This is a genomic window from Fusobacterium sp. DD2 (genome assembly GCF_018205345.1).
Lineage (GTDB): Bacteria > Fusobacteriota > Fusobacteriia > Fusobacteriales > Fusobacteriaceae > Fusobacterium_A.
This window is the reverse complement of record NZ_JADRHM010000003.1, coordinates 1-25,200: the sequence shown is the minus strand read 5'-3', so window position 1 is coordinate 25,200 and position 25,200 is coordinate 1. Positions and strand designations below refer to the sequence as shown.

The window sequence follows — 25,200 nt, the reverse complement described above, 5'->3', positions numbered from 1 at the left end:
GATTGCATGAAAAAGACAATTTTAACATTATTTGCTGTTTGTGTAATGGCCTCTTGTAGTTCTTTTGAAAGTGGAGCTTCATTAGAAAAGAAGTATTCAATAGATAAAGAATCAGCAAAGGCTTGGGACCAGACAATTGTGAGAGTAATCCAGGGGGAAGCTTTAATTCCAGATTGGTATGGAAATGAAAATCCGATTATTTATTTAAGAAAAACAGGAAAAATGAGTGAGAAAGATTTTAATTTCTTATTATCTCTTGAAAAAATGAAACCTGAAGAGATATCTCAAGAAGACTATGAAAAATTCTTAGACTTGGTAACTACTTATAATAAGAGAATGCCAAGAAAATTCTACCTAGCTGACAACAATATAAAAAATCCTAAGGCATTAGTTGACGCTATGGTAAGAGAATCATTCTTAAAAATGGAAACACCTGCAAGTCATATAAAAAATGAAGTAGCTACACCAGAAGAATGGGAAGAGATAGTAGCTTTTTCAAAACAAAGTGATCTTTCACAAAAAGATACTAAGAGACTTAGAAAATTATTAAACAAATTTATAAAAAGAGATGAGTTCTATAACGAGAGAGCTTGGTATAATAAAGAATTATCTGATAGAACTATCCAACTTACAAATATTGACAACAAAGAAAAAGTATCTTCATTAGAGAGAAATAATGTCAATGCAAAGGCATTATATCTAGCATATCCAGAGTATTTCTCAACATTGGATAAATGGGATAACTAATATCAGATAGACATTATTTGAAAGTAAACATATGACTTTGAACAGAGAGCCCTCATAGTTAGTTTATGAGGGTTTTTCTTTTCTGATGGGAGGAAAGATTTATGCAGGTAGATATGCACATACATACTGTTGAATCAGATGGAACATATACTCCAGAAGAGGTTATTAAAAGAGCTATAGCTAATAATGTTAGAGCTGTTTCTATAACTGATCACGATACAGTTGCAGGAGTAAAAGCAGGAGAAAAGGCTGCAGGAGATATAGGGCTTGAGTATATTCCAGGAATAGAGATTTCCTGTAACGATGCAAATTTAGAGGTACATGTTTTAGGATACTATCTCAACTTAGAGGACAAAGAGTTTATGGATGAGATAGAAGAATTAAAAAAAGCCAGAGAAACAAGAAATTTAAAAATTATAGAAAATTTCAAAAAAATTGGTATAATAATAGATGTTGATGAACTTAAGAAGATGGCTCCTGGAAATATTGTAAGTAGACTTCATTTTGCAAACTATCTTTTAAGAAAAGGAATAGTTCAAAGTAAAGATGAAGCCTTTGTAAAATATTTGGGAAAACATGGTTCTGTCTATGAAACAAAGGAGAATTTTCCACCAGAGAGGGCAGTAAAAATTATTAAAAAAAATGGAGGTTTTGTATCTCTTGCACATCCACTGCTTATAAGTTCTGATATGCAGGTTTTAGAAAAACTTATTGAGAGATTAAAACCACTTGGTTTAGATGCTTTAGAAGCTCAATATAGCTCTTTTTCTAAAACTCAGATAAAGTCTTTAAAAAGACTTGCAAAGAAACATGGACTTGGGATAACAGGTGGTTCAGATTTTCATGGTATTAACAGAATGGGTGTTGCTATTGGAGATGGAGGACTTGATTATTCACAGTTAGAAGTGATAAAAAATAAAAGAAAAGAGATGAAGGAGGATAATCTATGATTATTGTAACAGGTGCTGCTGGAATGATAGGAAGTGCAGTAGTATGGAAATTAAATGAGATGGGAATCAATGACATTATTGTTGTAGATAAAATGAGAACTGAGGACAAATGGCTTAATTTAAGAAAAAGAGATTATGCTGACTGGGTAGATAGAGATGACCTTTTTGACTGGTTATCAGTTTCTGCAAATGCTGAAAAAATAACAGGAGTTGTACATATGGGGGCATGCTCTGCAACTACTGAACGTGATGCAGATTTCTTAATGTCTAATAACTATGGTTATACTAAAAAATTGTGGGAATTTTGTTCTCAAAGACAGATAACATTTGTATATGCATCTTCTGCAGCAACTTATGGTGGAGGAGAACTTGGTTACAATGACGATGTTACTCCAGAAGAACTAAAAAAATTACAACCATTAAACAAATATGGATATTCTAAAAAGATATTTGATGACTGGGCTTTCAAACAAAGAATAGCTCCAAAACAATGGTGTGGACTTAAGTTTTTCAATGTATATGGACCTCAGGAGTACCATAAAGGAAGAATGGCATCAATGGTTTTCCATACATTTAATCAATATAAAGAAAATGGTGGAGTAAAACTATTTAAATCTTATAAAGAGGGATTTAAAGATGGAGAGCAATTAAGAGACTTTGTTTATTTAAAAGATGTTGTAGATGTTATCTACTATATGCTTAATAATAAAGTTGAATCAGGAGTATACAACATTGGTACAGGAGAAGCTAGAAGTTTCTTAGATTTATCAATGGCAACAATGAGAGCTGCTTCTGGAAATCCAGAACTTAAACAGGAAGAAGTTGTAGAATTTATTCCTATGCCAGAAGATTTGAGAGGAAGATATCAATATTTTACTCAAGCTTCTATGGCAAAATTGAAAAGAGCAGGATATACAAAAGAATTTACTAAACTAGAAGATGGAGTAAAGGATTATGTAGAAAACTATCTTGCAAAAGAAGATAAGTATTTATAGAGAGGTTTTTTAATGAGTCCGATATTATTAGTAATAATTTTAGCAGTAGTTGAAGGAATGACAGAGTTCCTTCCTGTAAGTAGTACAGGACATATGATTCTTGTAGAAAAGTTTTTAGGCGATGTAGGATTATCAAAACAGTTTATGGACAGTTTCCTGATAATTGTGCAGCTTGGAGCAATACTTGCAGTGGTGATATATTTTTGGGATAAACTTACCCCTTTTGTAAAAACTAAAAAAGATTTTATCTTGAGAATGAGATTGTGGGTAAAAGTAATAGTAGGAGTATTACCAGCAGTGGTAATAGGGCTGCTACTAGATGATTATATCTCAGAGTATTTTATGGGAAATGTATTTGTAGTAGCAACTACATTGATATTTTATGGAATTTTGCTGATTGTTATAGAAAAATATAATAAATCAGAGGGAAAAATCAATACAATGGGAAAACTTAGTTATAAATTGGCTTTTATTATAGGTTTTTTCCAATGTCTTGCTATGATTCCTGGAACATCAAGGTCTGGAGCAACAATAATAGGAGCATTGCTTTTAGGTCTTTCAAGAGAAGTTGCAACTGAATACTCTTTCTTTCTTGCAATACCAACAATGTTTGGAGCTACGTTTTTAAAACTTATAAAAAATGGTATGCATTTTACAAGTTCTGAATGGCAGCTTATAGGGATTGGAACAGTTATAGCATTTGTAGTTGCTTACATAGTTATAAAATGGTTTATGGCTTATATAAAGAAACGAGACTTTGTATTCTTTGGAGTCTATAGAATTATTTTGGGAATAATAGTACTTCTAGCAATATTTATCTGATAATAAAAATACTGAGGAGAGATTTACAAATTTTCAGATATAGAGGTGTCTAAGTTGTTATACCTTATTTTAGGTTATATTATACTTTTCATTGTTTTAAGAAGTTATGTAAATAAAATGAATGGAATAGTAAAAATTAAAGGAAAACTTTATTATTTAAAATCTGGGTCAAAGGGTATTTGTACATATGGGAAAAATAGAATTTGTACAGTTGATGGAAAAAGTAATTGCACAAATTGTTATTTAAATGAGGAAATATCTAAAAGAAATTATATAGGAAAAAGAGTTGTTTTTGGACTATATGCATCACAGATTTTAATAGGTGGCGTATTTTTAGTGTCTTTTATATAGTGCAGCACTATAATGAAGCTTTCTGTGTGGAAAACGTGCTAAGTTCAATGGGCTTAGCACTTTTTTTGAAATTAATTCATTTTTTAGGAGAGTAATAATTCAAGATGTGGTATAATATAACAAATGTATTACTTTTTAGAGAGGGATAAGATGAAAAAATTTTTAATTTCTTTATTAATATTCTTAAATACAATTTTTTCTTTTGCTTTAAGTGGAAAAGTTGTAAAAGTATCTGATGGTGATAGTTTTTATCTAAAATCTGGGAAAAAAACCTACAGAATAAGGATGTATGGAATTGATGCTCCAGAACTTCATCAGGAACATGGAAAAGAGAGCAAAGTTTTTCTTGAAAATATTATCCTTGGGAAAAATATTGATGTTAAAGTTATGGATGAGGATAAATACGGAAGAAAAATAGGGAAAATCATCTACAAAAATAAAGATGTAAATCTTCAGATGCTTGAATCTGGAAATGCATGGTTTTATGAGTACTATGCTAAGAGTAATAGAGAGTATAAGAAGGCATATGAAAATGCCAGAAAAGAGAAAAAAGGACTTTGGAAATATGAAAATTTAGAAAATCCAAGAGATTACAGATTGAAACATAAGAGGGAGGATTAGTGTGAATGACATATTAAAAAAGTTTAGAGATACTATTGAAGAAAAGAAGAAAATAGAGGGAGCATTAGAGATACTTCAGTGGGACCTGGAAACTTGTACACCTAAAAAAGGAAAAGATTATCTTTCAGAAATAGTAGGATATTTAAGTATGAAAGAGTATAATCTTTCAACTTCAAAGGAATTTTTAGAGATAGTTGAAAATCTTAAATCAAAAAAAGAGGAACTGAGCGATATTGAAAGAAAAGAGATAGAGCTTATAGGAAAAGAAATTGAGAAGATGAAGAATATACCTCCACAGGAGTATCAGGAATTTTCAGAGTTAGCTGTTAAAACCCAGGCTATATGGGAAGAGGCAAAAATAACTGACAATTACGATATCTATAAGGGTTATTTGCAGAAAATTTTTGACTTTATAGTCAAATTTGCTAACTATAATCGTAAAGATGAAAAATGCCTATATGATGTAATATTAGGTGATTACGAAAAAGGAATGACAACTGAAAAGTTAGACAGATTTTTTAACTCTTTAAAAAAAGAGATTGTGCCTCTTTTAAAGAAAATTATTGAAAAGGGAAATGAGCCAAGAAAGCTCTTAGTAGATACAGATATAGAAAAGCAAAAAGCATTTAATAGAAAAATTGGAGAGTATCTTGGATTTGATTTTGATAGAGGTGTTGTAAGAGAGAGTGAGCATCCATTTACATTAAATATAAATAAAAATGATGTGAGACTTACAACAAAATATATTAAGGATAATCCTTTTTCTGCTATTTTTAGTACTATACATGAGACAGGACATGGTATCTATGAACAGCAGATAGGAGATGAACTTGTAAATACAACACTTGGAACTGGTGGTTCTATGGGAATTCATGAATCTCAGTCAAGATTTTATGAGAATATAATTGGAAGAAGCAAATCTTTTTGGAAAGGCATTTATAATGATGCTAAAAAATATATTCCAGTTTTAAATGAGATATCTTTAGATGAGTTCTATAAGGAGATAAATATTGTTGAACCATCTCTAATAAGAACTGAAGCAGATGAGCTTACATATTCTCTTCATATAATGGTAAGATATGAGATTGAAAAGGAAATTGTAGAAGGAAAGATAAGTACTGAAAATCTACCTGAAATATGGAAAAAGAAGATGCTTGAGTATGTTGGAGTAGCTCCTGAAAGTGATAGAGACGGAGTATTGCAGGATGTTCATTGGGAAGGTGGACTTGTAGGATATTTCCCATCTTATGCATTAGGAAGTGCATATTCAGCTCAGATATATTATGCTATGAAAAAAGATATTGATGTAGACAAAGTTTTAGAAAGTGGAGATTTGTCAGCAATAAAAGAATGGCTTGGAAATAAGATACATAAATATGGTAGATTTAAGGAAACAGAAGAGATTGTAAAAAAGATTACTGGAGAGGAATTAAATCCACAATATTACATCGATTATTTGAAGGAAAAATATTCAAAGATATATAATCTCAATGTCTAAAATGAGTAGGTGAAAGTAATGAAAAAGATAGCCTTGATATTTATTCTTTTATGCAGTGTAGTACTGGGACGTCCAGCATACAGGATAGAGAACCTGGATATTACTGCTGATATTCAAAATGACGGAAGTATCAATGTAGAGGAAAGGGTTTTATATAATATTTCAGATATAAATGGAATATTTTATAATATAGATGCTTTAGGCTATGGGAAATTAGAAAATTTACAAGTTTTTTATGAAGAGGGTAAAAACAGATTTGAACGTGCAGTTGAGAGCAATTATCCAGATAGAGGAACATATTCAATAGGCGAAAAAGGTGGACTTTATAAGATAAAACTCTATGCTCCAGCAAGAAATGAAGCAAAAGAATTTATTTTTAAATATACTTTAAGTAAGGGAGTCACAGTTTATAGAGATATTGCTCAACTAAATAGGAAAATGGTTGGTAAGGACTGGGACGTAGGAATTGAGCATATTAAACTTACGGTAGTTCTACCAAAAGCTGTATCAAAAAAGGATATATATGCTTTTGGTCATGGTCCTTTAACAGGAAATATAGATATTGAAAATGGACAGGAGATTGTCTATACACTTGATAACTATAGACCTGGAGAATTTTTAGAAGCAAATATTTTATTTCCTAAAAAACTTATAAGTGATTATAATCCATTTATGGTAAAAAATGAGAGGGCTTTAAATAGAATCCTTGCAATGGAAAAAAAGCTTGCAGAGGAAGCTAATAATCAGAGAAAAGCTGCAGCAGCAAAACTTTTCTTTGGAAGAGTTGTTTTTGCAATCGGTGTTATATGGTGGTTATTTTTAATAGTCTATATCTATATTAAAAATAGTAAAAGACATAAAGTTGTAAATGAATATGGTGAATATTTTAGAGAGCTTCCTGATAGTTATAGCCCAGCTATTGCAGGAACATTAGTATCAAGAAAACTATATCCTGAATCTAAGGAGCTTTTTGCAAGCCTTTTAGATTTAGTAAGAAGAAAAGAGTTAAAACTGGTAGAAGAAAATGGAAAGACAATACTTCAATATGCTGGTGAAAAACGTGAATTCTTAAAAGATTATGAGAGCTTTTTAATAGAGTGGTATATTAAAGAACTTGGAGATGGAAATCAGGTTGTAATTGAAGATATTGATAAAAATATAAATACTAAGAGTAAAGCTATAGCCTTTAATGACAACTATGAAAGATGGCAAACTATGGTTTATAGTGCAATGCTTTCTAAAAATCTTAGAAATGATAAGAGAGATAAATTATCAACATCACTTGGAATGTTAACAGGTATGGGATATTTCGTTGGAGGAATGCCTCTTTCAGCATATTTTGACACTCCTATCTTTGTGGTTTTAGTAGTGTTAGGATTTCTTCTTCTTCCTTACACACTGTCTCGTAAAAGATTTAGTTTGGAAAAAGAAAAAGCCTATGCAAGATGGCAAGCTTTTAAAAAGTTTTTAGTTGACTATAGTAACTTAGAAGAAGCAAAATTAGCTTCAATTCAGCTGTGGGAACACTATTTTGTATATGCTGTAGCATTAGGTGTAGCTGAAAAAGTAGCTAAAGGATACAAAAAGGTTATGTCAGAAAAATCAGTTGGAACAGATACAGGAGTAATGAATGTTGCTGGAAGTTCTCTAATGGGAATGTATCTATATAGTAATATGTTTAAGAATGTTCAGGGAAGTACAGAAAGAGCAGTTCGTCGTTCTCTTGAAAGCATAGCTAAATCAAATGCTTCATCTCCTATGGGAAGTGGTGGAGGATTTAGCGGTGGATCTTCAGGAGGTGGCGGTGGCCGTGGTGGCGGCGGAGCTTTTTAAAACATCAGGGAGGAATAGATTATGGTATTTTTAATAATTATTATTGCTATAATAGCAATACTTATATTAACTGTGATAGGTTATCAAAATAAATTTGTTAAACTTCATGAAAGAGTAAAAAATTCATGGAGTCAGATAGATGTTCAACTTCAAAAAAGATTTGATCTAATTCCAAATCTTGTTGAAACTGTAAAAGGATACGCAACTCATGAGAAAGATACTCTTGAAAAAGTGATATCTGCCAGAACTCGTTATACTACTGCTGGAACAGTTGATGAAAAAATAAAAGCAAGTGGAGAGTTAAGTTCAGTATTAAGTAGACTTATGATGGTATCTGAAAGCTATCCTGAATTAAAAGCTAATGAGAATTTTATGGATTTACAAAGACAATTAAAAGATGTTGAAGACAAGATAGGTTATGCAAGACAATTTTATAATGATACTGTAACAGCATACAACCAGGCAATAAAAATGATTCCAGGAAATATTATTGCTGGAATGTTTAATTTTAAAGAGGAGCCACTGTTTAAAGTTGAGGAATCAGCAAAAGTTGCTCCAAAAGTTCAGTTTTAAAAAGCTGAATTTTTCTAGAAACTAAGAGGTGACAATTGATGCAAAAATCACATACGAAAGTAAGTGAATTTATCTGGGATAAGATTTATAACAAGGAATTGGAGATTGGAGATAAGATTCCGTCAGAAAGGGATTTGGCTAAAATATTGGGAATAAGCCGTAATTCAGTAAGAGAGGGTTTAAAAGTTCTGGATAATGTGGGGATAATATCAAGTCAGCATGGGTCAGGAAACTATGTTTCTGCAAAATTTGAAGATACAATAACTGAGATTATGAGTTTTATGTATATAATGCGTGGAATGAATGATAAACAGATTACTGAGTTCAGATATGCATTGGAATGGCAGGCTGTGAATATTATTTCTGGTAAACTTCCTGAAGAAATAAAGGAAGGTCTTTTGTATCATCTTGAAGCACTGGAAGATTGTACTGATGAAGATGAAGGAGCGTTGCATGACAAGGCTATTCACTATCTTCTTATTGAAGCAACAGGAAATGATTATATGATATGCAACTATAGTGCTTTAACTAAAATTATCAGTATGTATATTCCAAAATTAAGAGGAAGAATTATTGTTGGAATGAAAAGTGAAAAGCATCTGCAAAATGTCCACAGACAGATTATAGAGGGACTAATAGAGGGAGATACTGAGAAAAGTCTTAAAGGACTTCATCTTCACTTTAATTATATTATTAAATATCAGGATTCATAATAAAATGGAAAAAGAGTATCGTAAAGAAGAAAAACGATACTCTTTTTTTTATATATATTCATAGAGTGAAATATGGGCGATAATAATTATCCTTGTCTGTAAGTTACTCCAACTTCTCCAATAGGATATTTCCATTTTTTAACAACTTTTCCAAGAGATAAAACTCTGCAAGTTCCACATTCTAAGCATCCTAAATGGCTGAAACTTAATTTTCCATCAGTGTATTTGTAACACTCAGCAGGACATGCCATAAGAAGTTTTTTAATCTCTTTTTCATCTGCGTAATCTTTATCTATTTCAATATGAGAATTTTCTTCGTCAACGTGAAATATATTTAATCCTAGTTTATCTTCTATTGTCATTTTTTTCATAGTTAAAACGCCTCCAATACTTTAGTCACAAAATTAGAAAGTTTGGCAGCAGTTGTATGTTGTGCAATAGATTGAATTATATACATTAGTAAGTTTTGTGGGTTTCCATCTACTGTAAATGCTTTTGCTGCAATATCATTAGCCATTTCTGGTAAATCTTCAAATATCTCTCTTTGTCCTAATAGAGTAGGGAATCCTTTATATTGTTCCATATCTTCAAATACGAAGCTATGACGAAGAGCTTTTTCATAAGCAGATAGAGTTTCTGCACTAAAGTCTCCAATTTCATGAGCTTTAATAATTGTTTCTGCAGCTAAACGTCCAGATTCAATGGCAAAATCCATTCCTCTTACTGTAAATCCAAGGTTGATACAGAAACCTGCAGCGTCTCCAGTTACAAGTACTCCATCTCTATATAATTCAGGAACCATGTGGATTCCTTCTTCAGGAACTAAGTGTCCAGAGTATTCAATTGGAGTTCCACCTTCAATATATGGAGCTATTGATGGATGTTCTTTAAATCTATCAAGAAGTTGATTGATAGAAAGACCACTGTGGTCAATATCACTTAGAGTAGCAACTATACCAATAGATACACTGTCTTTATTAGTATATAGAAGTCCTCCACCAAATCCTCCTATTGTAGGATCTCCACAAGAAAGCCAAGATACACCTTCATCATTTCTTATTCCAAAACGTTGATTTATTACATCTTCACCTAATCTGATAACCTCTTTTGCACCAACTGCAACTTGATGAGGTTCTAATTCTTTTTTCATTCCTAAACTTTGAGCAAGTAGAGAGTTTACACCATCTGCAAGAACTACTACATCAGCGTAAAGTTCTTCTCCAGTTGCATATATTCCAACTACTTTTCCATCTTCAACGATAAGTTCGTCAACAAGGATTCCTGGAATTATTTCAGCTCCAGCTTCTTCAGCTTTTTGAGCTAACCATTGGTCAAATTGGGCTCTTAAAACTGTATAAGAAGCATTTTCTTTTGTAGAACTTAATTTTTTTGAACCAAATCCAATATCAAGAGAACCATCTTTACTCATTAGAGAAACTTTTTCTTTAGTAATTCTTCTTTCAATTGGAGCTTCTTTTGCAAAATCAGGAATAATTTTTTCAAGACTATGACCATATAGTCGTCCACCAGTCATATTTTTTGCTCCACAGAAATCTCCTCTTTCAACTAAGAGAACTGCAAGTCCTGCATTAGCAAGAACAATAGCTGCTGAACAACCTGCTAAACCGCCACCTACGATTATGGCATCAAATTTTTCGTCGCTCATTTCTTTTCCTCCTATAATTTTCTACTTTTTTCCTTGAACTAGTACACATGCTCCAAACATTTTGCTTTTGAATTTGATATCTTTCAAACCGACTTTTTCATAAAGAGAAATCAGTTCATCTTTTCGAAGGAAATCATGTGTTGATTTATATAACCAAAGATATTCTTTGTAATTTGTCTTTCCACCCCCCAGGAGTGGCATAAAGTATTTAAAATAAATTTTATAAAAAGGTTGAATAAGTTTATTATCTGGTACAAAAGAATCAAGGCAGTAGATAGTGCCATTTTCTTTTATAACTCTTTTCATTTCTGCAATTACTTTTTCATAATCTGAAGTATTTCTAAGACCAAATGAGATACATGCTGCTGAAAAACTATTGTCTGGAAATGGTAGTGAGAGTGCATCTCCTTCTATCCAGCAGATATTATCCATTTGACCACTTTTCTCCTTAGCTACTTTAAGCATTGCAGGAGAAAAATCCATACCAGTAACTTTGATATCTTTTCTTTTTTGGGCGCACCAGATAGTAATATCACCAGTACCACAGCAGATATCCATAAGTGAACCTTCTGCAGGAATTGTATCTGAAATCTGTTTTACAAGAAAATTTTTCCATTGTTTCTGTAACCCCAAACTGATGCGATTGTTAGCACTGTCATATTTAGTGGAAATATTTTGAAAAACTTCATATACATATTTTGATTTTAACTTTTTATTCATATTAAAAATCACCTAAGCATAAATTTATAAGTATTACCAGTATATAGCTTCCATTTCCAACTATATTGGCTAAAACAATCATTTTCATCTGTTTAATTCTATCTTGTGGGAGTAACCTGGAGTTTAAAAGGAATAAAAATGGTTTAAATCCCAAAAGAAGAAAAACAATTATAATTGCACCGAAAATTTTAAATTGTATAAATGACAGGACAACTATAAGAGATAACCACGTAATAATTGATATGTAATATAATTTTTTAATAGATTCTCTTCCAAGAGCTACAGCTAAGGTAAAGCGACCTGCTTCTCTATCTTTTTCAATATCACATCCATTATTTGTCATCATTATGAGCCCTATTCCTAAAAAAAGAGGCAGAGCATAGAGAAAAAATTCACTATGAAATTTTCCATCAGCTGCTGCACCTATTCCCAAAGGAATAAGTATTCCCATTACAAATCCAGATACAAACTCTCCTATTGGAAGGTATGATATAGCAACTGGTCCACCAGAATACAAGATTACTATTATGGCACCAATTATCCCAATCATTAAAGGAAGAGCTCCTTTTCCAATACATGCTATACTTCCTAAGCCACAACCAAGTATAAGATATATTATTCCAAGAATAAGTACATGTTTTGGATTTACTGGATTATAAATAAGAACTGCATCACTTACTTCTACATTGTCTTCTACACTGTCAGTTCCCTTTATAAAATCAACATAATCGTTGAAAGTATTAACTGATGATTGCATCAGGATACAGGCTATCAGTAAAAATAGGCTCTGTATAGAGGTAAGATTGTATCCATACAATTTGCAGAAAATTATTCCAAAAATCGCAGGGATAGCTGATGCAACCCAGGTATGTGGGGCTGCCAGTTGAAGAGCCAATTTTGGCGTAAGTTTTGTATAAGAGCTCATTTTTATTCCTCCAATGCTTTCATAAGTAGAGAAAATAGAGCAGTTATCTCACTGTTGTTATCCAAATCTTTTATTAAATTTTTATTGATTTCAGAAAGTTCCTGTATTTTTTTATAACTTTCTTTGATTCCACCAAAGTCCATTACACAATTTACAGCTTTTGAAATCTCTTCTTGAGATAGGTCTCTAGTTTTATTAGCCTTCATAATTGGCAATAATATATCTTTTCCTTGTGGATTTTTCATTGTCATAATCACTGGAAAAGTATATATTCCATTTTGAAAGTCTTGATGTATCTCTTTACCTGTTGAGTGAAAGGTTGAGGTAAAATCCAAGATATCATCTTTTATTTGAAACATAAAACCTATATTTTTTCCGAAAAGAGCCAATCTTTCAATAAGCTCATCTGTACAACCAGCTTCTTTTGCACCTATGTAACAGGCAGTTTCAAATAGTGCTGCAGTTTTTCCCTCGATATTTTTGAAGTATCTTTCAGGAGTGATATCTTCCATATAACGGCATATTCCCTGTCCAATCTCCCCTGCACACATTGCTTCAACTGCTTTGGATAAAAGAGCTGCTGAGTCATTTAAATGCTCCACTGCTTCATAGTAATAAATTCTGGCCATAATAAAATCTCCAGCATAAACAGCGGCATTTCTTCCATATTTTTTTTGTATAGATTCCTGTCCTCTTCTGTATGGTGAATCATCTACAATATCATCATGAATTAGAGATGCAAGATGTGTAAGTTCAACCATAGCTGCCAGTTTGCATAGAGTTTCTCTTTTTTCTTCCCAGTTTGGTCCTAATAAAGCACAAAGTAGTAATAGCTTAGCTCTAATCATTTTTCCTGAAAGATTGAGAGATTCATCTAAGATATTTCCTACCTCAGTTCCTTGCATTGAGTGAGCACCAATAACCTGCATATAGTGTTTGACTTGTTTTATCCATTTGTTACATATTGATTCCATAAACTAAATTAATCCCCTTTTCTCTGCAATAATTTGTGCTGTATGTTTAACTTTGATTTTACTGTCTCTTGCATCTAATCCACCTTTGATTTGCATTAGACATCCTGGACAGTCTAAAGCTACAACTTCCGCACCAGAGTCTTTAATATTCTTAATTTTATTTTCTAAAATTTCTGCTGAAATTTCAGGATAAAGAACACTGTATGCTCCACCAAATCCACAACAGTTGTCGCAATCGTTCATTTCAACGAATTCAACACCTTTTGTATGTTTTAAAAGTTCTCTTTGTTCCTTACTTACTCCTAAAGTTCTCTTTAGGTGACATGAGTCGTGATAAGTAACTTTTACAGGTTTTCCATCTCCTACATCTGCTACACCACCAAGGTCATAGAAAAGTTTAGAGAAGTCAAAAGTTTTGTCAGCAAGTTCTTTTGCTCTTTTGTGCATTTCTGTTCCCTCTTCAAAGAATGTAGGATATAGACGTAGTTGGTGAGTACATGAAGGACATGCAGTTACAACATAGTCGTATTTTTCAGCTTCCATTCCTTCAATATTTATTTCAGCTTCTTTAATAGCATTTTCAGTGTCTCCCATACTTGTAGCTGGACATCCGCAACAAGCTTGTCCTAGAGGCATTTCAACTTTATATCCAATAGAGTTTAAGTTAGCTATTACAGCTTTTGCAAGGTCAACATAAACGAAATCAAGTAGACATCCTGCAAATAGAGCTATTGTTCCTTTAGGATTTTTTACATCTTGAGGTATAGTGTGGAAAATATCTCTTAAAGGTACTTGAGCAATAGCTGGGAAACTTCTTCCTTTAGTAAGTCCAGATAGGAACATAGGAAGATGTCTTATCATAGGTTGTCCTTTAGTAAATATTCCTTGAGCAACTGATGCTATACGTAACATTGAGTGGAAAAGTTTTCTGTCTGTTACAGCATCTAATGCAAATTTCTTAACTGCATCTGGATTTTCTTTCATCTGTTTTTCTCTAAGTTTCATAATCATGTCAGAGATTTTTAATTTTCCTCCACAAACTTCGTTACATCTTCCACATTGAAGACAGATATTTTGAATTTCTGATGCACGTTCTTCAGAAACTAGGAAGTGAGTAAGCATAGTTCCGATTCCTCCAGTATATACTTTAGAACCGTAAACGTGTCCTCCAACTAGTGCAAATGCTGGGCAAACGTCAAGACAAGCACCACATCTGATACAATCAAAGATTTGACGGAAATCTGGTTCTGCTAAAATTTCACGACGTCCAGGATCATCCAGGATAACACAGTAGAATTCTTTTTTAGCTTTTTCGTCAGTATCTTTATTTATTGTAACTTCAGTAGCTCCTGTGTACATAGAAAGGTAAGAAGTGATTCTTTGAGCTGTACCATTACGAGGAAGTACTTTAAAAATATGTCTTGCATCAGAGAAAGATTTAACAAATTTCTCAATACCAAAAACATATAGATGGATTGGAGGAAGAGTTCCTACCATACGTCCATTTCCTTCATTTGTCATTGTAAATACAGTACCTGTATCAGCAACTGCAACGTTGGCACCTGATACAGCCATATCTGCATGAGTGAATTTATCTCTCATAACTCTACGGGCAGTTTTTACCTCTTCAGAGATAATTGGTTCATTTTTAGTTTTAGTATAATCAGTAAATAGTTCTGCAACTTGTTCTTTATTTAAGTGAAGAGCAGGCATAACCATATGTACTGGAGTATTTCCTTCAAGAGCAATAATAAATTCTCCAAGGTCAGTTTCCTGTACATTTACTCCATCTCCACCAAGTATCTGGTTCATATGGATCTCTTCAGATGCCATTGATTTAGATTTTACAATAGATTTAACACCTTTTTCTTTTACAAGGTTTCTAATCCATTCCATTGCTTCATCGGTACTTTTAGCATGGAAAACATGACCTCCTCTTCCTTCACAATTTTTAGTGAAAGATTCAATCATTTCATCAATGTGGTCAGCTGCATAAGATTTAACTTCTGCAATTTTTTTACGGGTATTTTCAAAATCCATACCTTCGTATGATTTTTTTCTTCTATCTGGATATGATTTACAAAAATTTCCAAGAGTTTTTCCAAGTGTTGCGTTATCCAATGCGCAACGTATCTCTTTTTTTAAATCTTCCTTTGACATGTTGTTCTCCTTTCAAATTGATTTTAATTATATTCTCTTCTATTCATCTTCAACAATGATGATATAAACTTTTATAGGTCCATGTACTCCAACAGTTCCAACACACTCAATGTCAGCAGTACGGCTAGGTCCTGTTACAAATCCTACGAAATTAGGTATTTCAGGCATTGCACTTAATATATCAAACATATCATCATAAGTAGGTACTATTTTAGAACCTTTTATAATTCCAATATAAGTTTCAGACATTGTGGCAATCATTCTACCATCAACATCATCACTTTCTTGAACAATGGTACCAAGTTCTGCAATACCATGGTCTGCTTCAGTTATTCCTCCTTTATCAGTTTCAGCATGAAGACGAATGTGATCCAAATGTACAGTAATTCCTGCATCTTCAAGGGCAGAAACAACTTTTGCATCTTTCAACATAGGAGATTCCAACATACAAGTAGAATCAATTTGTTCTTCTGTAAACACTGCTGCGATAGCTTTTCCTAAATTTGCTTTAGAAGTAATGATACAGCTTCCATTTACAGCTTCTAAGTTTTTCTTAAAATCCCCATATAGTTTTTCTTTCTCAATACTCATTTTTAAACTCCTTTCTTTTTTCATAGTGGTACTACCAATATTTTTTATTTAAGTTTATAATATAACAATGGGGGACAGTTGTCAATGAATGATTATAAAAAAATTGATTTATTTTATTATTTTATGTATTATATCAATATAAAAATTCGATATTTTAATCACATTATATATATTTTATATTATGAGTATTTTAAAATAAATACTAATTTTGTAAACCGAAGAGTATGAAAAAAATAAAAAAATTGAAAATTAATTACTAAAATAAGAGAGGAGGGTTATGGATAAAAAATATCTATAACGAAGAAAATGACAAAAATAATTATTTTTACAGGAAAAGGTGGAGTTGGAAAATCAAGTATAGCTACTGCTCATGGAATTGGTTTTTCAAAAGAGGAAAAAAAGACACTTCTTGTAAGTACAGATATGGCTCATAATTTAGGAGATATATTTCAAACAAAGGTGGGACATAAGATCACAAATATAAAAGAGAATCTGGATCTGATAGAATTGGATCCAAATATTTTAAGAAATGAATATTTTCCAAAAATAAAAGAGAATATTGAGAATTTAGCAGGTGGATGTAGTATGGAGCTTACTAATCTCAATAACAATTTTGCAATTCCTGGTTTTGGGAATCTTTTCTGTATGTTAAAGATAAAAGAATTCTATGACAGTGGAGAGTATGATTATATTTTAGTTGACTGTGCACCTACTGGGGAAACACTTGCATTTTTAAAGATTCCAGAACTGCTGGCATGGTATATGGAAAAATTCTTTCCAGTAGGAAAGACCATAGTGCGTGTATTAAAACCTATATCTAAGATGAAATATGGAGTCACTTTACCAAGCTATAAAAGCATGGATACCATAGAAAAAATACATAAGAAACTTATTGAGCTGCAATACTTACTAAGAGATAAGGATATATGCTCTATTAAACTGGTTTGCATACCGGAAAAAATGGTTGTTGAAGAGACAAAAAGAAATTTTATGTATATGAACCTGTATCAGTACAATGTAGATACAGTTTTTATTAATAGAGTTTTAAGTGGTAAAATAACAAATCCATTTATAAAAAACTGGAGAGAGATTCAGTCAAAATATATAAAAGAGCTGGAAGAGGTCTTTGTAAATATACCAATAGCTAAGATACCATGGTATCCAAATGAGATATTGGGAATAGATGCTGCAGAAAAACTTTCTGAGAGAGTTTTTTCAATTGCAAAAGAGTTACCACCTAAAAAAGCTTTTCCAGAGGAAAAATACTCTACCTGGGAAAAAGGTTATATTTTTACTTTGTATTTGCCTCAGGCAAAACTTGAGGATATAAAGGTCAATATCCACGAGATGGATTTAGTCATCAAAGTAAATAATTTCAACAGATGTATCCCTTTACCAAATGTTTTAAGAGGGAGCTCAATAAATAAATTGGAGCTTGAAAATCAATGGCTATCAGTTTATTTTGAAACAGCTAAAAATATGGGAGGGGAAGAGTAGTGAGAATTTTATTTTATACTGGAAAAGGTGGAGTAGGAAAAACTACTCTTGCAGCAGCAACAGCAACTCACATTGCAAAAAGTGGGAAAAAAGTTTTACTTATAAGCAGTGACCAGGCCCATAGTTTAGGGGATTCTCTAGGGTGCAAGGTATCCTCAAAACCTCAGGAAATTTCTAACAACTTTTATGCTATGGAGATAGATACAGTTGAAGAGGGAAAAAAAGTATGGGCAAATCTGCATGACTATTTGAAACAGATTATAAAAAATAAGGCTAACTATGGAATTGAAGCTGATGAAACTCTTATGTTTCCAGGACTTGATGAGGTCTTTGCACTACTTAAGATTTTAGAAATTTGTGAAAACAGTCAGTTTGATGTATTAGTTGTTGACTGTGCTCCAACTGGACAGTCACTTTCTATGTTAACATATGCAGAGAAGATAAAAATGATAGCAGATGCAGTAATTCCAATGGTAAAAAACATAAATTCTATTTTTGGAAATTTTATATCTAAAAAAACCTCTGTTCCTAAACCGAAAGAGATTGTTTTTGATGAATTTGGAGCTTTAGTGGATAGGCTTACAAACCTATATGAGATTTTAAAAGATCCAGATAGTACAAGTATCAGAATTGTTACTACTCCTGAGCATATAGTTCTCGAAGAGGCTAGAAGAAATTATACATGGCTCAAATTATATGGGTTTAACCCAGATGCAGTATATATAAATAAAATCTATCCTGAAAAAGCATTAGATGGATATTTTAGTGGATGGAACCAGTATCAAAAGGAGAGTATAGAACTTGCAGAGAAAAGTTTTGCAAAAGAAAAAATATTTAAACTAGAACTTCAGCAGGATGAGGTTTTAGGGAAAAATAGTTTAGAGAGTATAGCTTCACTCCTTTATAAAAACAGCAATCCTTTAGATATATTTTGTAAAAGTGAGGGAGCTGTTATTGAGGATAATTACGGAACAAGAACTTTGATAATGGATCTTCCATTTGTAGAAAATAGTGATGAAATCACTGTTTTAAAAGATAGAGAAGACATTGTAATAAGATGGCTCAATGAAGAAAGAAGATTTCATCTTCCAGAAAAATTGAAGAAAAGAGATATTACAGAGTATGTTTATGATAATGGTAAACTAAAAATAAAAATGGATTATTAATGACTTTTTTGTAAATAAATTGTGTTGTAGAAATGTGCTGTTTTTTGGAAAAAACAGCATATTTTTTTACAAGAATTAGTTTCAATTTTATAAAAAATAGGTATATATAAAGTTTGGAAATAAGTCATTTCTTTTGGAAAAAGTTGTTTTTTTCAAAAAAGAGGTAGACATTTACAAAAACTAGTTGTATAATAAAGCCAACAAAGTGGTAGTACCAATGAAAAGTGGGGGAATTATAAAAATAAAAAAAGACTTTATTTTTTTTATTCAAAATAACTGGTAGTACCACTGAAGACTGTCTTTGTCTAGAAAATTAGAGTAACAAGAAACTGTAATTTTTATAAGGGGTGACATCAATGGTTATATTTTTATTGGCTATTTTACCTATAGTGTTTTTAATGATTGCACTTAGCGGATTAAAAATGTCTGGGTATAAAGCCTGCACAATAGCTATGGTTATTACCATAGTGGAAGCATTGGTTATATGGCAGCAAAATGTTATGGATGTGGCAACAGGTGCGTTAGAAGGATTTGTAATGGCTATTTGGCCTATTTGCCTTGTAATTATAGCAGCAGTCTTTACTTACAACTTAGTGGTATACACTAAAAATATGGAAGTAATAAAAAAGATGTTGGCATCAGTATCAACAGATAAGAGGATTTTGGTACTTATCATTGCTTGGGGATTTGGTGGATTTATGGAAGGAATGGCAGGGTTTGGAACTGCAGTTGCTATTCCAGCAGGAATTTTAGTTGGATTGGGATTTGATCCAGTATTTGCAGCTATGGTTTGTCTGGTAGCTAATACTACACCAGTTGCATTTGGTTCAATAGGGATACCTACTGTAACAGCAGCTAATGTTGCAGGACTTGATTCAAGTATCTTGGCAGCTGACATAGTTTCACAACAGGCAATAATGATAATGCTTGTTCCATTCTTAGTAGTTTACATGGTTGGAAAATATGAGGGATACAAAGGACTTAGCATGTTTAAAGGAGTTTGGCTTATGACTCTTATTGCAGGACTTGGTTTCTTAATTCCTGAATATACAATAGCTAAATTTATGGGAGCTGAGCTTCCAGCAATTATGGGTTCTGTTGTTTGTATGGGACTTATAGTTCTTGCAACAAAAATATTTAAAACATCTAATAAGGATTTTGAACTTGAAATTGAAAAGACAGATGATATAACAACACATCAATGTCTTGTTGCATGGAGTCCATTTATATTAGTACTGGTTTTCTTAATAGTGACATCATCAATAATACCAGTTATACATGATCCATTATCAAGTATTAAATCAAGTATTCAAATCTACACAGGTGTAGGAGCAAAACCTTATACATTTGTATGGCTTGCTACTCCTGGAGTCTTGATAATTGAAGCAGCAGTAGTAGGAGGACTAATTCAAAAATGTCCAATCGGAGAGATTATATCAGTATTTGTAAAAACAGTAAAACAGATGTTTAAAACAGTAATAACAATAATGGCAGTATTAGCAACAGCAAAAGTAATGGGATACAGTGGAATGACTCAAACAATAGCAGATTTTATAGTTGGTATAACAGGAAGCTATTATCCACTAGTTGCACCACTTATTGGTTCAATTGGAACATTTGTAACAGGAAGTTCTACTTCAAGCAGTGTTCTATTCTCTAAACTTCAATTAAGTACAGCAGAAGTACTTGGAATGAATTCAGCTTGGATGGTTGCAGCAAATACTACAGGAAGTGTAGCAGGAAAAATAATATCTCCACAAAGTATTGCAGTAGCAACTGCAGCAGCAGGAATTGTTGGTAAGGAAAGTAAAATACTTGTAGGAGTAATCAAATATTTCATAATTTTCATTGTAGTTTTCGGGGTAGTAACATATCTTGGAGCTGCGTAAACAAAAGTGTATCTAACATTTTTTATTAGATAGAAATAAGGCAAAGTAACTTTAAGGAGGAAATGAAGATGCAGGAGTTAAAGTACAATAAAATAACACCTGAACTTGTGGAACAATTTAAACAAATCGTTCCAGGAAAAGTCCATGTAAATGGAGACATCAATGAAGACTATTTTCATGATGAAATGCCAATCTATGGTAAAGGAACTCCAGATGTAGTTGTAGAGGCTACAACAACTGAAGATATAGCAAAAATAGTTAAGATATGCTATGAAAACAATATTCCAGTTATCCCTAGAGGAGCAGGAACAGGATTGACAGGTGCTGCTGTTGCAATATACGGCGGTGTAATGATAGATATGAGCAAAATGAACAAAATATTAGGTTATGACAAAGAGAATTTTGTTGTAAAAGTTCAAGCAGGAGTACTATTAAATGACCTTGCTGAAGATGCTCAAAGACAAGGATTATTATATCCACCAGATCCAGGAGAAAAATTTGCAACTGTTGGTGGAAATGTATCAACAAACGCTGGTGGAATGAGAGCAGTAAAATATGGATGTACAAGAGATTATGTACGTGCAATGACTGTAGTTCTTCCAACAGGAGAAATTGTAAAAATGGGAGCAACTGTTTCTAAAACATCTACTGGTTATAGTTTAATCAACTTAATGGTAGGTTCAGAAGGAACATTAGGAATTATAACTGAGTTAACTTTAAAAGTTATACCAGCACCAAAAGAAACAATAAGCTTAATCATTCCATATGAAAACTTAGAAGATTGTATAGCAACTGTACCAAAATTCTTTATGGCACATTTACAACCTCAAGCTCTTGAATTTATGGAGAAAGAGATAGTACTTGCATCAGAAAGATACTTAGGTAAAAGCGTATTCCCTCAAGAGTTAGAAGGAACAGAAATAGGAGCATACCTACTTGTAACATTTGATGGAAATGATATGGAAGAATTAGAAGCAATAACTGAAGAAGCATCAGAAGTTGTATTTGAACAAGGAGCAATTGACGTACTTGTAGCTGATACACCTGCTAAGAAAAAAGATGCCTGGGCAGCTAGAGGAAGCTTCTTAGAAGCAATAGAAGCTGAAACAAAATTACTTGATGAATGTGACGTAGTTGTTCCAGTAAATCAAATTGCAACATATTTAACATTTGTAAAATCTTTAGAAAGTAACTATGATTTCAAAATAAAAAGTTTCGGACATGCTGGAGACGGTAACTTACATATCTATGCTTGTGCAAATGATATGGATGAAACTGAATTTAAAAAACAGGTTGCTGACTTTATGAAAGTTATCTATAAAAAAGCAGCTGAATGTGGAGGACTTATTTCAGGAGAACATGGAATAGGACATGGAAAAATGGAATATTTAGCAGATTTTGCTGGAGAAGCAAACATGCGTATCATGAGAGGTATTAAAGAGGTATTCGACCCTAAAATGATACTAAATCCAGGAAAAGTTTGTTATAAACTATAGAAATAACTAATTAAATTAGTTAAAGATAAAAAATTATTAGGGGGTATCAAAATGGCATATTTAATATCAGAAGAAGCAAAAGACTTATTACAAGACGTAAGAACTTTCTGTGAGAAAGAAGTAAAAGAACAATGTAAAGAATACGACGTAACAGGAGAATGGCCAAAAGAAATATATGATAAGGCTATTGAACAAGGATATCAAGCTCTAGAAGTACCAGAAGAATTTGGAGGACCTGGACTAAGCAGAGTTGACGTAGCAGCTTTAATAGAAGAAATGGCTATTGCAGATGCAGGATTTGCAACAACAATTTCAGCAAGTGGACTTGGAATGAAACCAGTATTAATCGCAGGTACAGAAGAACAAAAGAAACGTGCATGTGACCTTATTCTTGAAGGAGGATTTGGAGCTTTCTGTTTAACTGAACCAGGAGCTGGATCAGATGCTGGAGCAGGAAAAACTGTAGCAGTTAAAGATGGAGACGAATATGTATTAAACGGAAGAAAATGCTTTATAACAAATGGAGCAATCGCTTCTTTCTACTGTGTAACAGCAATGACAGACAAATCTAAAGGGGTAAAAGGAATTTCAATGTTCTTCATTGAAGCTGGAACTCCAGGATTAAGCACAGGAAATGAAGAAAATAAAATGGGTATCCGTACATCAAATACTTGTGACGTAGTTCTTGAAGATGTTCGTATCCCAGCTAAAAACCTTATAGGAGCAGAAGGAAAAGGATTCTCAATAGCTATGAAAACTCTTGACCAAGCTCGTACATGGATGGGATGTGTTGCTACTGGTATAGCTCAAAGAGGTATCAATGAAGCAATCGCTTATGGTAAAGAAAGAATTCAATTTGGAAAACCAATCATTAAAAACCAAGCAATGCAATTCAAAATTGCAGATATGGAAATAAAAACAGAAACAGCTAGACAAATGGTAGCTCATGCTTTAACAAAAATGGATATGGGATTACCACACAGTAAAGAATCAGCAATAGCTAAATGCTATGCATCTGATATTGCAATGCAAGTTGCATCAGAAGCAATTCAATTCTTTGGAGGATATGGATACAGCCGTGAATACCCAGTTGAAAAACTTCTAAGAGACGCTAAAATTTTCCAAATCTTTGAAGGAACAAATGAGGTACAAAGAATAGTAATTGCAAATAATACAATTGGAAGATAGTTAAGGAGTGTGCAAAAGATGGAAATATTAGTTTGTATAAAACAAGTTCCAGATGATTCTGTAGAGATATCTCTTAATTCAGAAACTGGAAAACCAGCATTAGAAGAGGTAACTCAAGTAGTTAATGCTTTTGATACATATGCTTTAGAAATGGCTACTCGTCTAAAAGAAAAAGTTGGAGGAGAAATTGTAGTTGTCTCAATAGGTGATGAAAGTGTAAAAAATTCTCTTAAAAACTGTTTAGCAGTTGGAGGAGACAAGGCATTTTTCGTTAAAGATGACAATGCAGAAGCTCTTGATGCAGTAGGAGTTGCAAAAACATTAGTAAAAGCAAAAGAAGAAATAGAAGGGAAACTAGGAGTTAAATTCGACATGGTATTCTGTGGAAAAGAAGCTACAGATTATGCAACAAGCCAAGTTGGACTTATGCTTGCTGATGAATTAAAACTTCCTGTAGTTACAAATGTTGTAGATGTTGAAATAAAAGACAATCTAATAGACATTAAACAAGAAAAAGATGAAGGTTACACTGTAATAGAAACAACACTTCCATGTGTAGTAACAGTTCAAAAACCTAATTATGAACCAAGATACCCAACTATTAAAACTAAAATGCAAGCTAGAAAGAAACCTATTGACCAACTAGATACTGTTTCAGAAGCTGCAAGTGAAGTTGAAGTTATAAAAGTATACGAACCTGTAAAACGTTCAGCAGGTGTAAAAATTAAAGCTGAAACTGTTGAAGAAGCAGTTGCTCAAGCTATGAACATGATGGTTGAGGCCAAGGTATTATAATTAGGAGGTTATAGAAAATGAAGCTTACAGATACAAAAAATATAATGGTTTATGTGGAAACAAAAGATGGAGCGCCTGTAAGTGTTGCTTTAGAATCTCTTGCTGAGGCCAGAACATTAGCTGATGAGACAAATGAAGAGGTTCTTGCAGTTGTAATAGGAAAAAAAGACGATAACGGGATAAAGACTATTATTGAAGCAGGTGCAGACAAAGTTATCATAGTAGAGGAAGATTCTTACTTATTTGAAAAATATGCTGGAATCCTAAAAGAACTTGTAAAAAAATACAAACCAAGTTTATTTATGGCAGGGGCTACTTTAATCGCTAAAGATTTAACTCCAGCAATTGCTAAAGAATTTGAAACATCAAGTGCGGTAGATGTTTTAAATGTTAGAAGAGACGGAGATAAATTAGTAATAACTTGCCCAGTATATGGAGGAACTGTATTAAATGATATTATAATAAATACAACTCCAGTTATTATGACAGTTCGTCCAGGTTCTTTCAGCAAAAATATTGTTGCAGGAAGAAATGGAGAAGTTATAGAAGAAAAAATCACAGTTCCAGAAGAAGCTGTTTTCAGTAAAATAATTGATATTATTAAGGAAGTTGCAGAAACTGTTAATCTAGAAGAAGCAGATGTAATCGTTTCTGGTGGACGTGGAATGGGTTCTAAAGAAAACTTCCAATTAGTTCAGGAGCTAGCTGATGTATGTGGTGGTGTTGTAGGAGCTACAAGACCAGCAATAGAAGATGAATGGGTACCTCGTTCTCACCAAGTTGGACAGTCAGGAAAAATTGTAGCACCAAAATTATATATTGCGTGTGGAATTTCTGGAGCTACACAACATGTATCAGGAATGATAGGATCAGGATATATTGTGGCTATCAACAAAGATGAGGATGCAGCTATATTTGACATTGCAGACGTAGGAATCGTTGGAGATGCAATGAAAGTAATTCCTCTTTTGATAGAAGAGATAAAAAAGGTAAAGGCATAATAAAAAAGGCATATTAAATCCATTAAGAG

General features: G+C 32.6%; 24 protein-coding genes. 17 read left to right on the top strand and 7 right to left on the bottom strand.

Annotated features, from left to right (window positions below):
* Positions 1-6 precede the first annotated feature (6 nt).
* The 10 genes from IX290_RS00825 to IX290_RS00780 all read left to right on the top strand — a co-directional run bounded on the left by IX290_RS00825 (position 7) and on the right by IX290_RS00780 (position 9,103).
* On the top strand, positions 7-747 hold the full coding sequence (locus tag IX290_RS00825) for a hypothetical protein (protein WP_211491329.1): 741 nt from the start codon (positions 7-9) through the stop codon (positions 745-747).
* Between the two features lie 101 nt (positions 748-848).
* On the top strand, positions 849-1,697 hold the full coding sequence (locus tag IX290_RS00820; protein ID WP_211491328.1) for a PHP domain-containing protein: 849 nt from the start codon (positions 849-851) through the stop codon (positions 1,695-1,697).
* Complete coding sequence (rfaD, locus tag IX290_RS00815) at positions 1,694-2,692, top strand: ADP-glyceromanno-heptose 6-epimerase (RefSeq protein ID WP_211491327.1); 999 nt, start codon at positions 1,694-1,696, stop codon at positions 2,690-2,692. Before IX290_RS00820 ends, rfaD begins: the two co-directional genes overlap by 4 nt.
* 12 nt (positions 2,693-2,704) lie before the next feature.
* A complete protein-coding gene (locus IX290_RS00810) occupies positions 2,705-3,514 on the top strand; it encodes an undecaprenyl-diphosphate phosphatase (RefSeq protein ID WP_211491326.1) in 810 nt (269 codons plus the stop codon).
* A gap of 45 nt (positions 3,515-3,559) precedes the next feature.
* Positions 3,560-3,865 (top strand): hypothetical protein, encoded by a 306-nt coding sequence (locus IX290_RS00805; protein ID WP_211491325.1) that lies wholly within the window; start codon positions 3,560-3,562, stop codon positions 3,863-3,865.
* A 150-nt stretch (positions 3,866-4,015) separates the two neighbouring features.
* A complete protein-coding gene (locus tag IX290_RS00800) occupies positions 4,016-4,486 on the top strand; it encodes a thermonuclease family protein (protein ID WP_211491324.1) in 471 nt (156 codons plus the stop codon).
* Positions 4,487-4,496: 10 nt separating this feature from the next.
* On the top strand, positions 4,497-5,984 hold the full coding sequence (locus IX290_RS00795; RefSeq protein ID WP_211491367.1) for a carboxypeptidase M32: 1,488 nt from the start codon (positions 4,497-4,499) through the stop codon (positions 5,982-5,984).
* Between the two features lie 18 nt (positions 5,985-6,002).
* A complete protein-coding gene (locus IX290_RS00790) occupies positions 6,003-7,817 on the top strand; it encodes a DUF2207 domain-containing protein (RefSeq protein WP_249168787.1) in 1,815 nt (604 codons plus the stop codon).
* Positions 7,818-7,838: 21 nt separating this feature from the next.
* Positions 7,839-8,390: a LemA family protein gene (locus IX290_RS00785; protein WP_211491322.1), complete on the top strand. Its 552-nt coding sequence runs from the start codon at positions 7,839-7,841 to the stop codon at positions 8,388-8,390.
* A gap of 38 nt (positions 8,391-8,428) precedes the next feature.
* Entirely contained in the window at positions 8,429-9,103 is a 675-nt protein-coding gene (locus tag IX290_RS00780; RefSeq protein ID WP_211491321.1) for a GntR family transcriptional regulator, read from the top strand.
* An 86-nt stretch (positions 9,104-9,189) separates the two neighbouring features.
* On the opposite strand, the gene IX290_RS00775 is transcribed toward IX290_RS00780, so the two are convergent.
* The 7 genes from IX290_RS00775 to IX290_RS00745 are packed head-to-tail and all read right to left on the bottom strand — an operon-like array spanning position 9,190 to position 16,139.
* Positions 9,190-9,474, bottom strand: coding sequence for a ferredoxin family protein (locus IX290_RS00775; protein ID WP_211491320.1), 285 nt, complete (start codon positions 9,472-9,474; stop codon positions 9,190-9,192).
* Between the two features lie 2 nt (positions 9,475-9,476).
* A complete protein-coding gene (locus IX290_RS00770) occupies positions 9,477-10,769 on the bottom strand; it encodes an FAD-dependent oxidoreductase (protein ID WP_211491319.1) in 1,293 nt (430 codons plus the stop codon).
* Between the two features lie 21 nt (positions 10,770-10,790).
* Positions 10,791-11,489 carry a ubiquinone/menaquinone biosynthesis methyltransferase gene (locus IX290_RS00765; protein ID WP_211491318.1) on the bottom strand — a complete coding sequence of 233 codons (699 nt, stop codon included), beginning with the start codon at positions 11,487-11,489 and terminating at the stop codon, positions 10,791-10,793.
* Between the two features lies 1 nt (position 11,490).
* The gene (locus IX290_RS00760) at positions 11,491-12,414 is read right to left on the bottom strand and encodes a UbiA family prenyltransferase (protein ID WP_211491317.1); all 924 of its coding nucleotides are present in this window, start codon (positions 12,412-12,414) and stop codon (positions 11,491-11,493) included.
* Positions 12,415-12,416: 2 nt separating this feature from the next.
* Positions 12,417-13,388, bottom strand: a complete 972-nt coding sequence (locus IX290_RS00755) for a polyprenyl synthetase family protein (RefSeq protein WP_211491316.1) — start codon at positions 13,386-13,388, stop codon at positions 12,417-12,419.
* Between the two features lie 3 nt (positions 13,389-13,391).
* The gene (gene ldhH / locus IX290_RS00750; protein ID WP_211491315.1) at positions 13,392-15,548 is read right to left on the bottom strand and encodes an L-lactate dehydrogenase (quinone) large subunit LdhH; all 2,157 of its coding nucleotides are present in this window, start codon (positions 15,546-15,548) and stop codon (positions 13,392-13,394) included.
* A gap of 39 nt (positions 15,549-15,587) precedes the next feature.
* The gene (locus IX290_RS00745) at positions 15,588-16,139 is read right to left on the bottom strand and encodes a lactate utilization protein C (RefSeq protein ID WP_211491314.1); all 552 of its coding nucleotides are present in this window, start codon (positions 16,137-16,139) and stop codon (positions 15,588-15,590) included.
* Positions 16,140-16,445: 306 nt separating this feature from the next.
* On the opposite strand from IX290_RS00745, the gene IX290_RS00740 reads away from it, so the two are divergent.
* The 7 genes from IX290_RS00740 to IX290_RS00710 all read left to right on the top strand — a co-directional run bounded on the left by IX290_RS00740 (position 16,446) and on the right by IX290_RS00710 (position 25,171).
* Positions 16,446-17,636, top strand: coding sequence for an ArsA family ATPase (locus tag IX290_RS00740; protein WP_211491313.1), 1,191 nt, complete (start codon positions 16,446-16,448; stop codon positions 17,634-17,636).
* Positions 17,636-18,802: an ArsA family ATPase gene (locus IX290_RS00735; protein ID WP_211491312.1), complete on the top strand. Its 1,167-nt coding sequence runs from the start codon at positions 17,636-17,638 to the stop codon at positions 18,800-18,802. Before IX290_RS00740 ends, IX290_RS00735 begins: the two co-directional genes overlap by 1 nt.
* 356 nt (positions 18,803-19,158) lie before the next feature.
* Complete coding sequence (locus IX290_RS00730) at positions 19,159-20,691, top strand: L-lactate permease (RefSeq protein ID WP_211491311.1); 1,533 nt, start codon at positions 19,159-19,161, stop codon at positions 20,689-20,691.
* 68 nt (positions 20,692-20,759) lie between these two features.
* The gene (locus tag IX290_RS00725; protein WP_211491310.1) at positions 20,760-22,187 is read left to right on the top strand and encodes an FAD-binding oxidoreductase; all 1,428 of its coding nucleotides are present in this window, start codon (positions 20,760-20,762) and stop codon (positions 22,185-22,187) included.
* Positions 22,188-22,238: 51 nt separating this feature from the next.
* A complete protein-coding gene (locus tag IX290_RS00720; RefSeq protein WP_211491309.1) occupies positions 22,239-23,375 on the top strand; it encodes an acyl-CoA dehydrogenase family protein in 1,137 nt (378 codons plus the stop codon).
* 18 nt (positions 23,376-23,393) lie between these two features.
* Positions 23,394-24,170 (top strand): electron transfer flavoprotein subunit beta/FixA family protein, encoded by a 777-nt coding sequence (locus IX290_RS00715; RefSeq protein WP_211491308.1) that lies wholly within the window; start codon positions 23,394-23,396, stop codon positions 24,168-24,170.
* Positions 24,171-24,187: 17 nt separating this feature from the next.
* Positions 24,188-25,171 carry an electron transfer flavoprotein subunit alpha/FixB family protein gene (locus tag IX290_RS00710; RefSeq protein WP_211491307.1) on the top strand — a complete coding sequence of 328 codons (984 nt, stop codon included), beginning with the start codon at positions 24,188-24,190 and terminating at the stop codon, positions 25,169-25,171.
* Positions 25,172-25,200 lie beyond the last annotated feature (29 nt).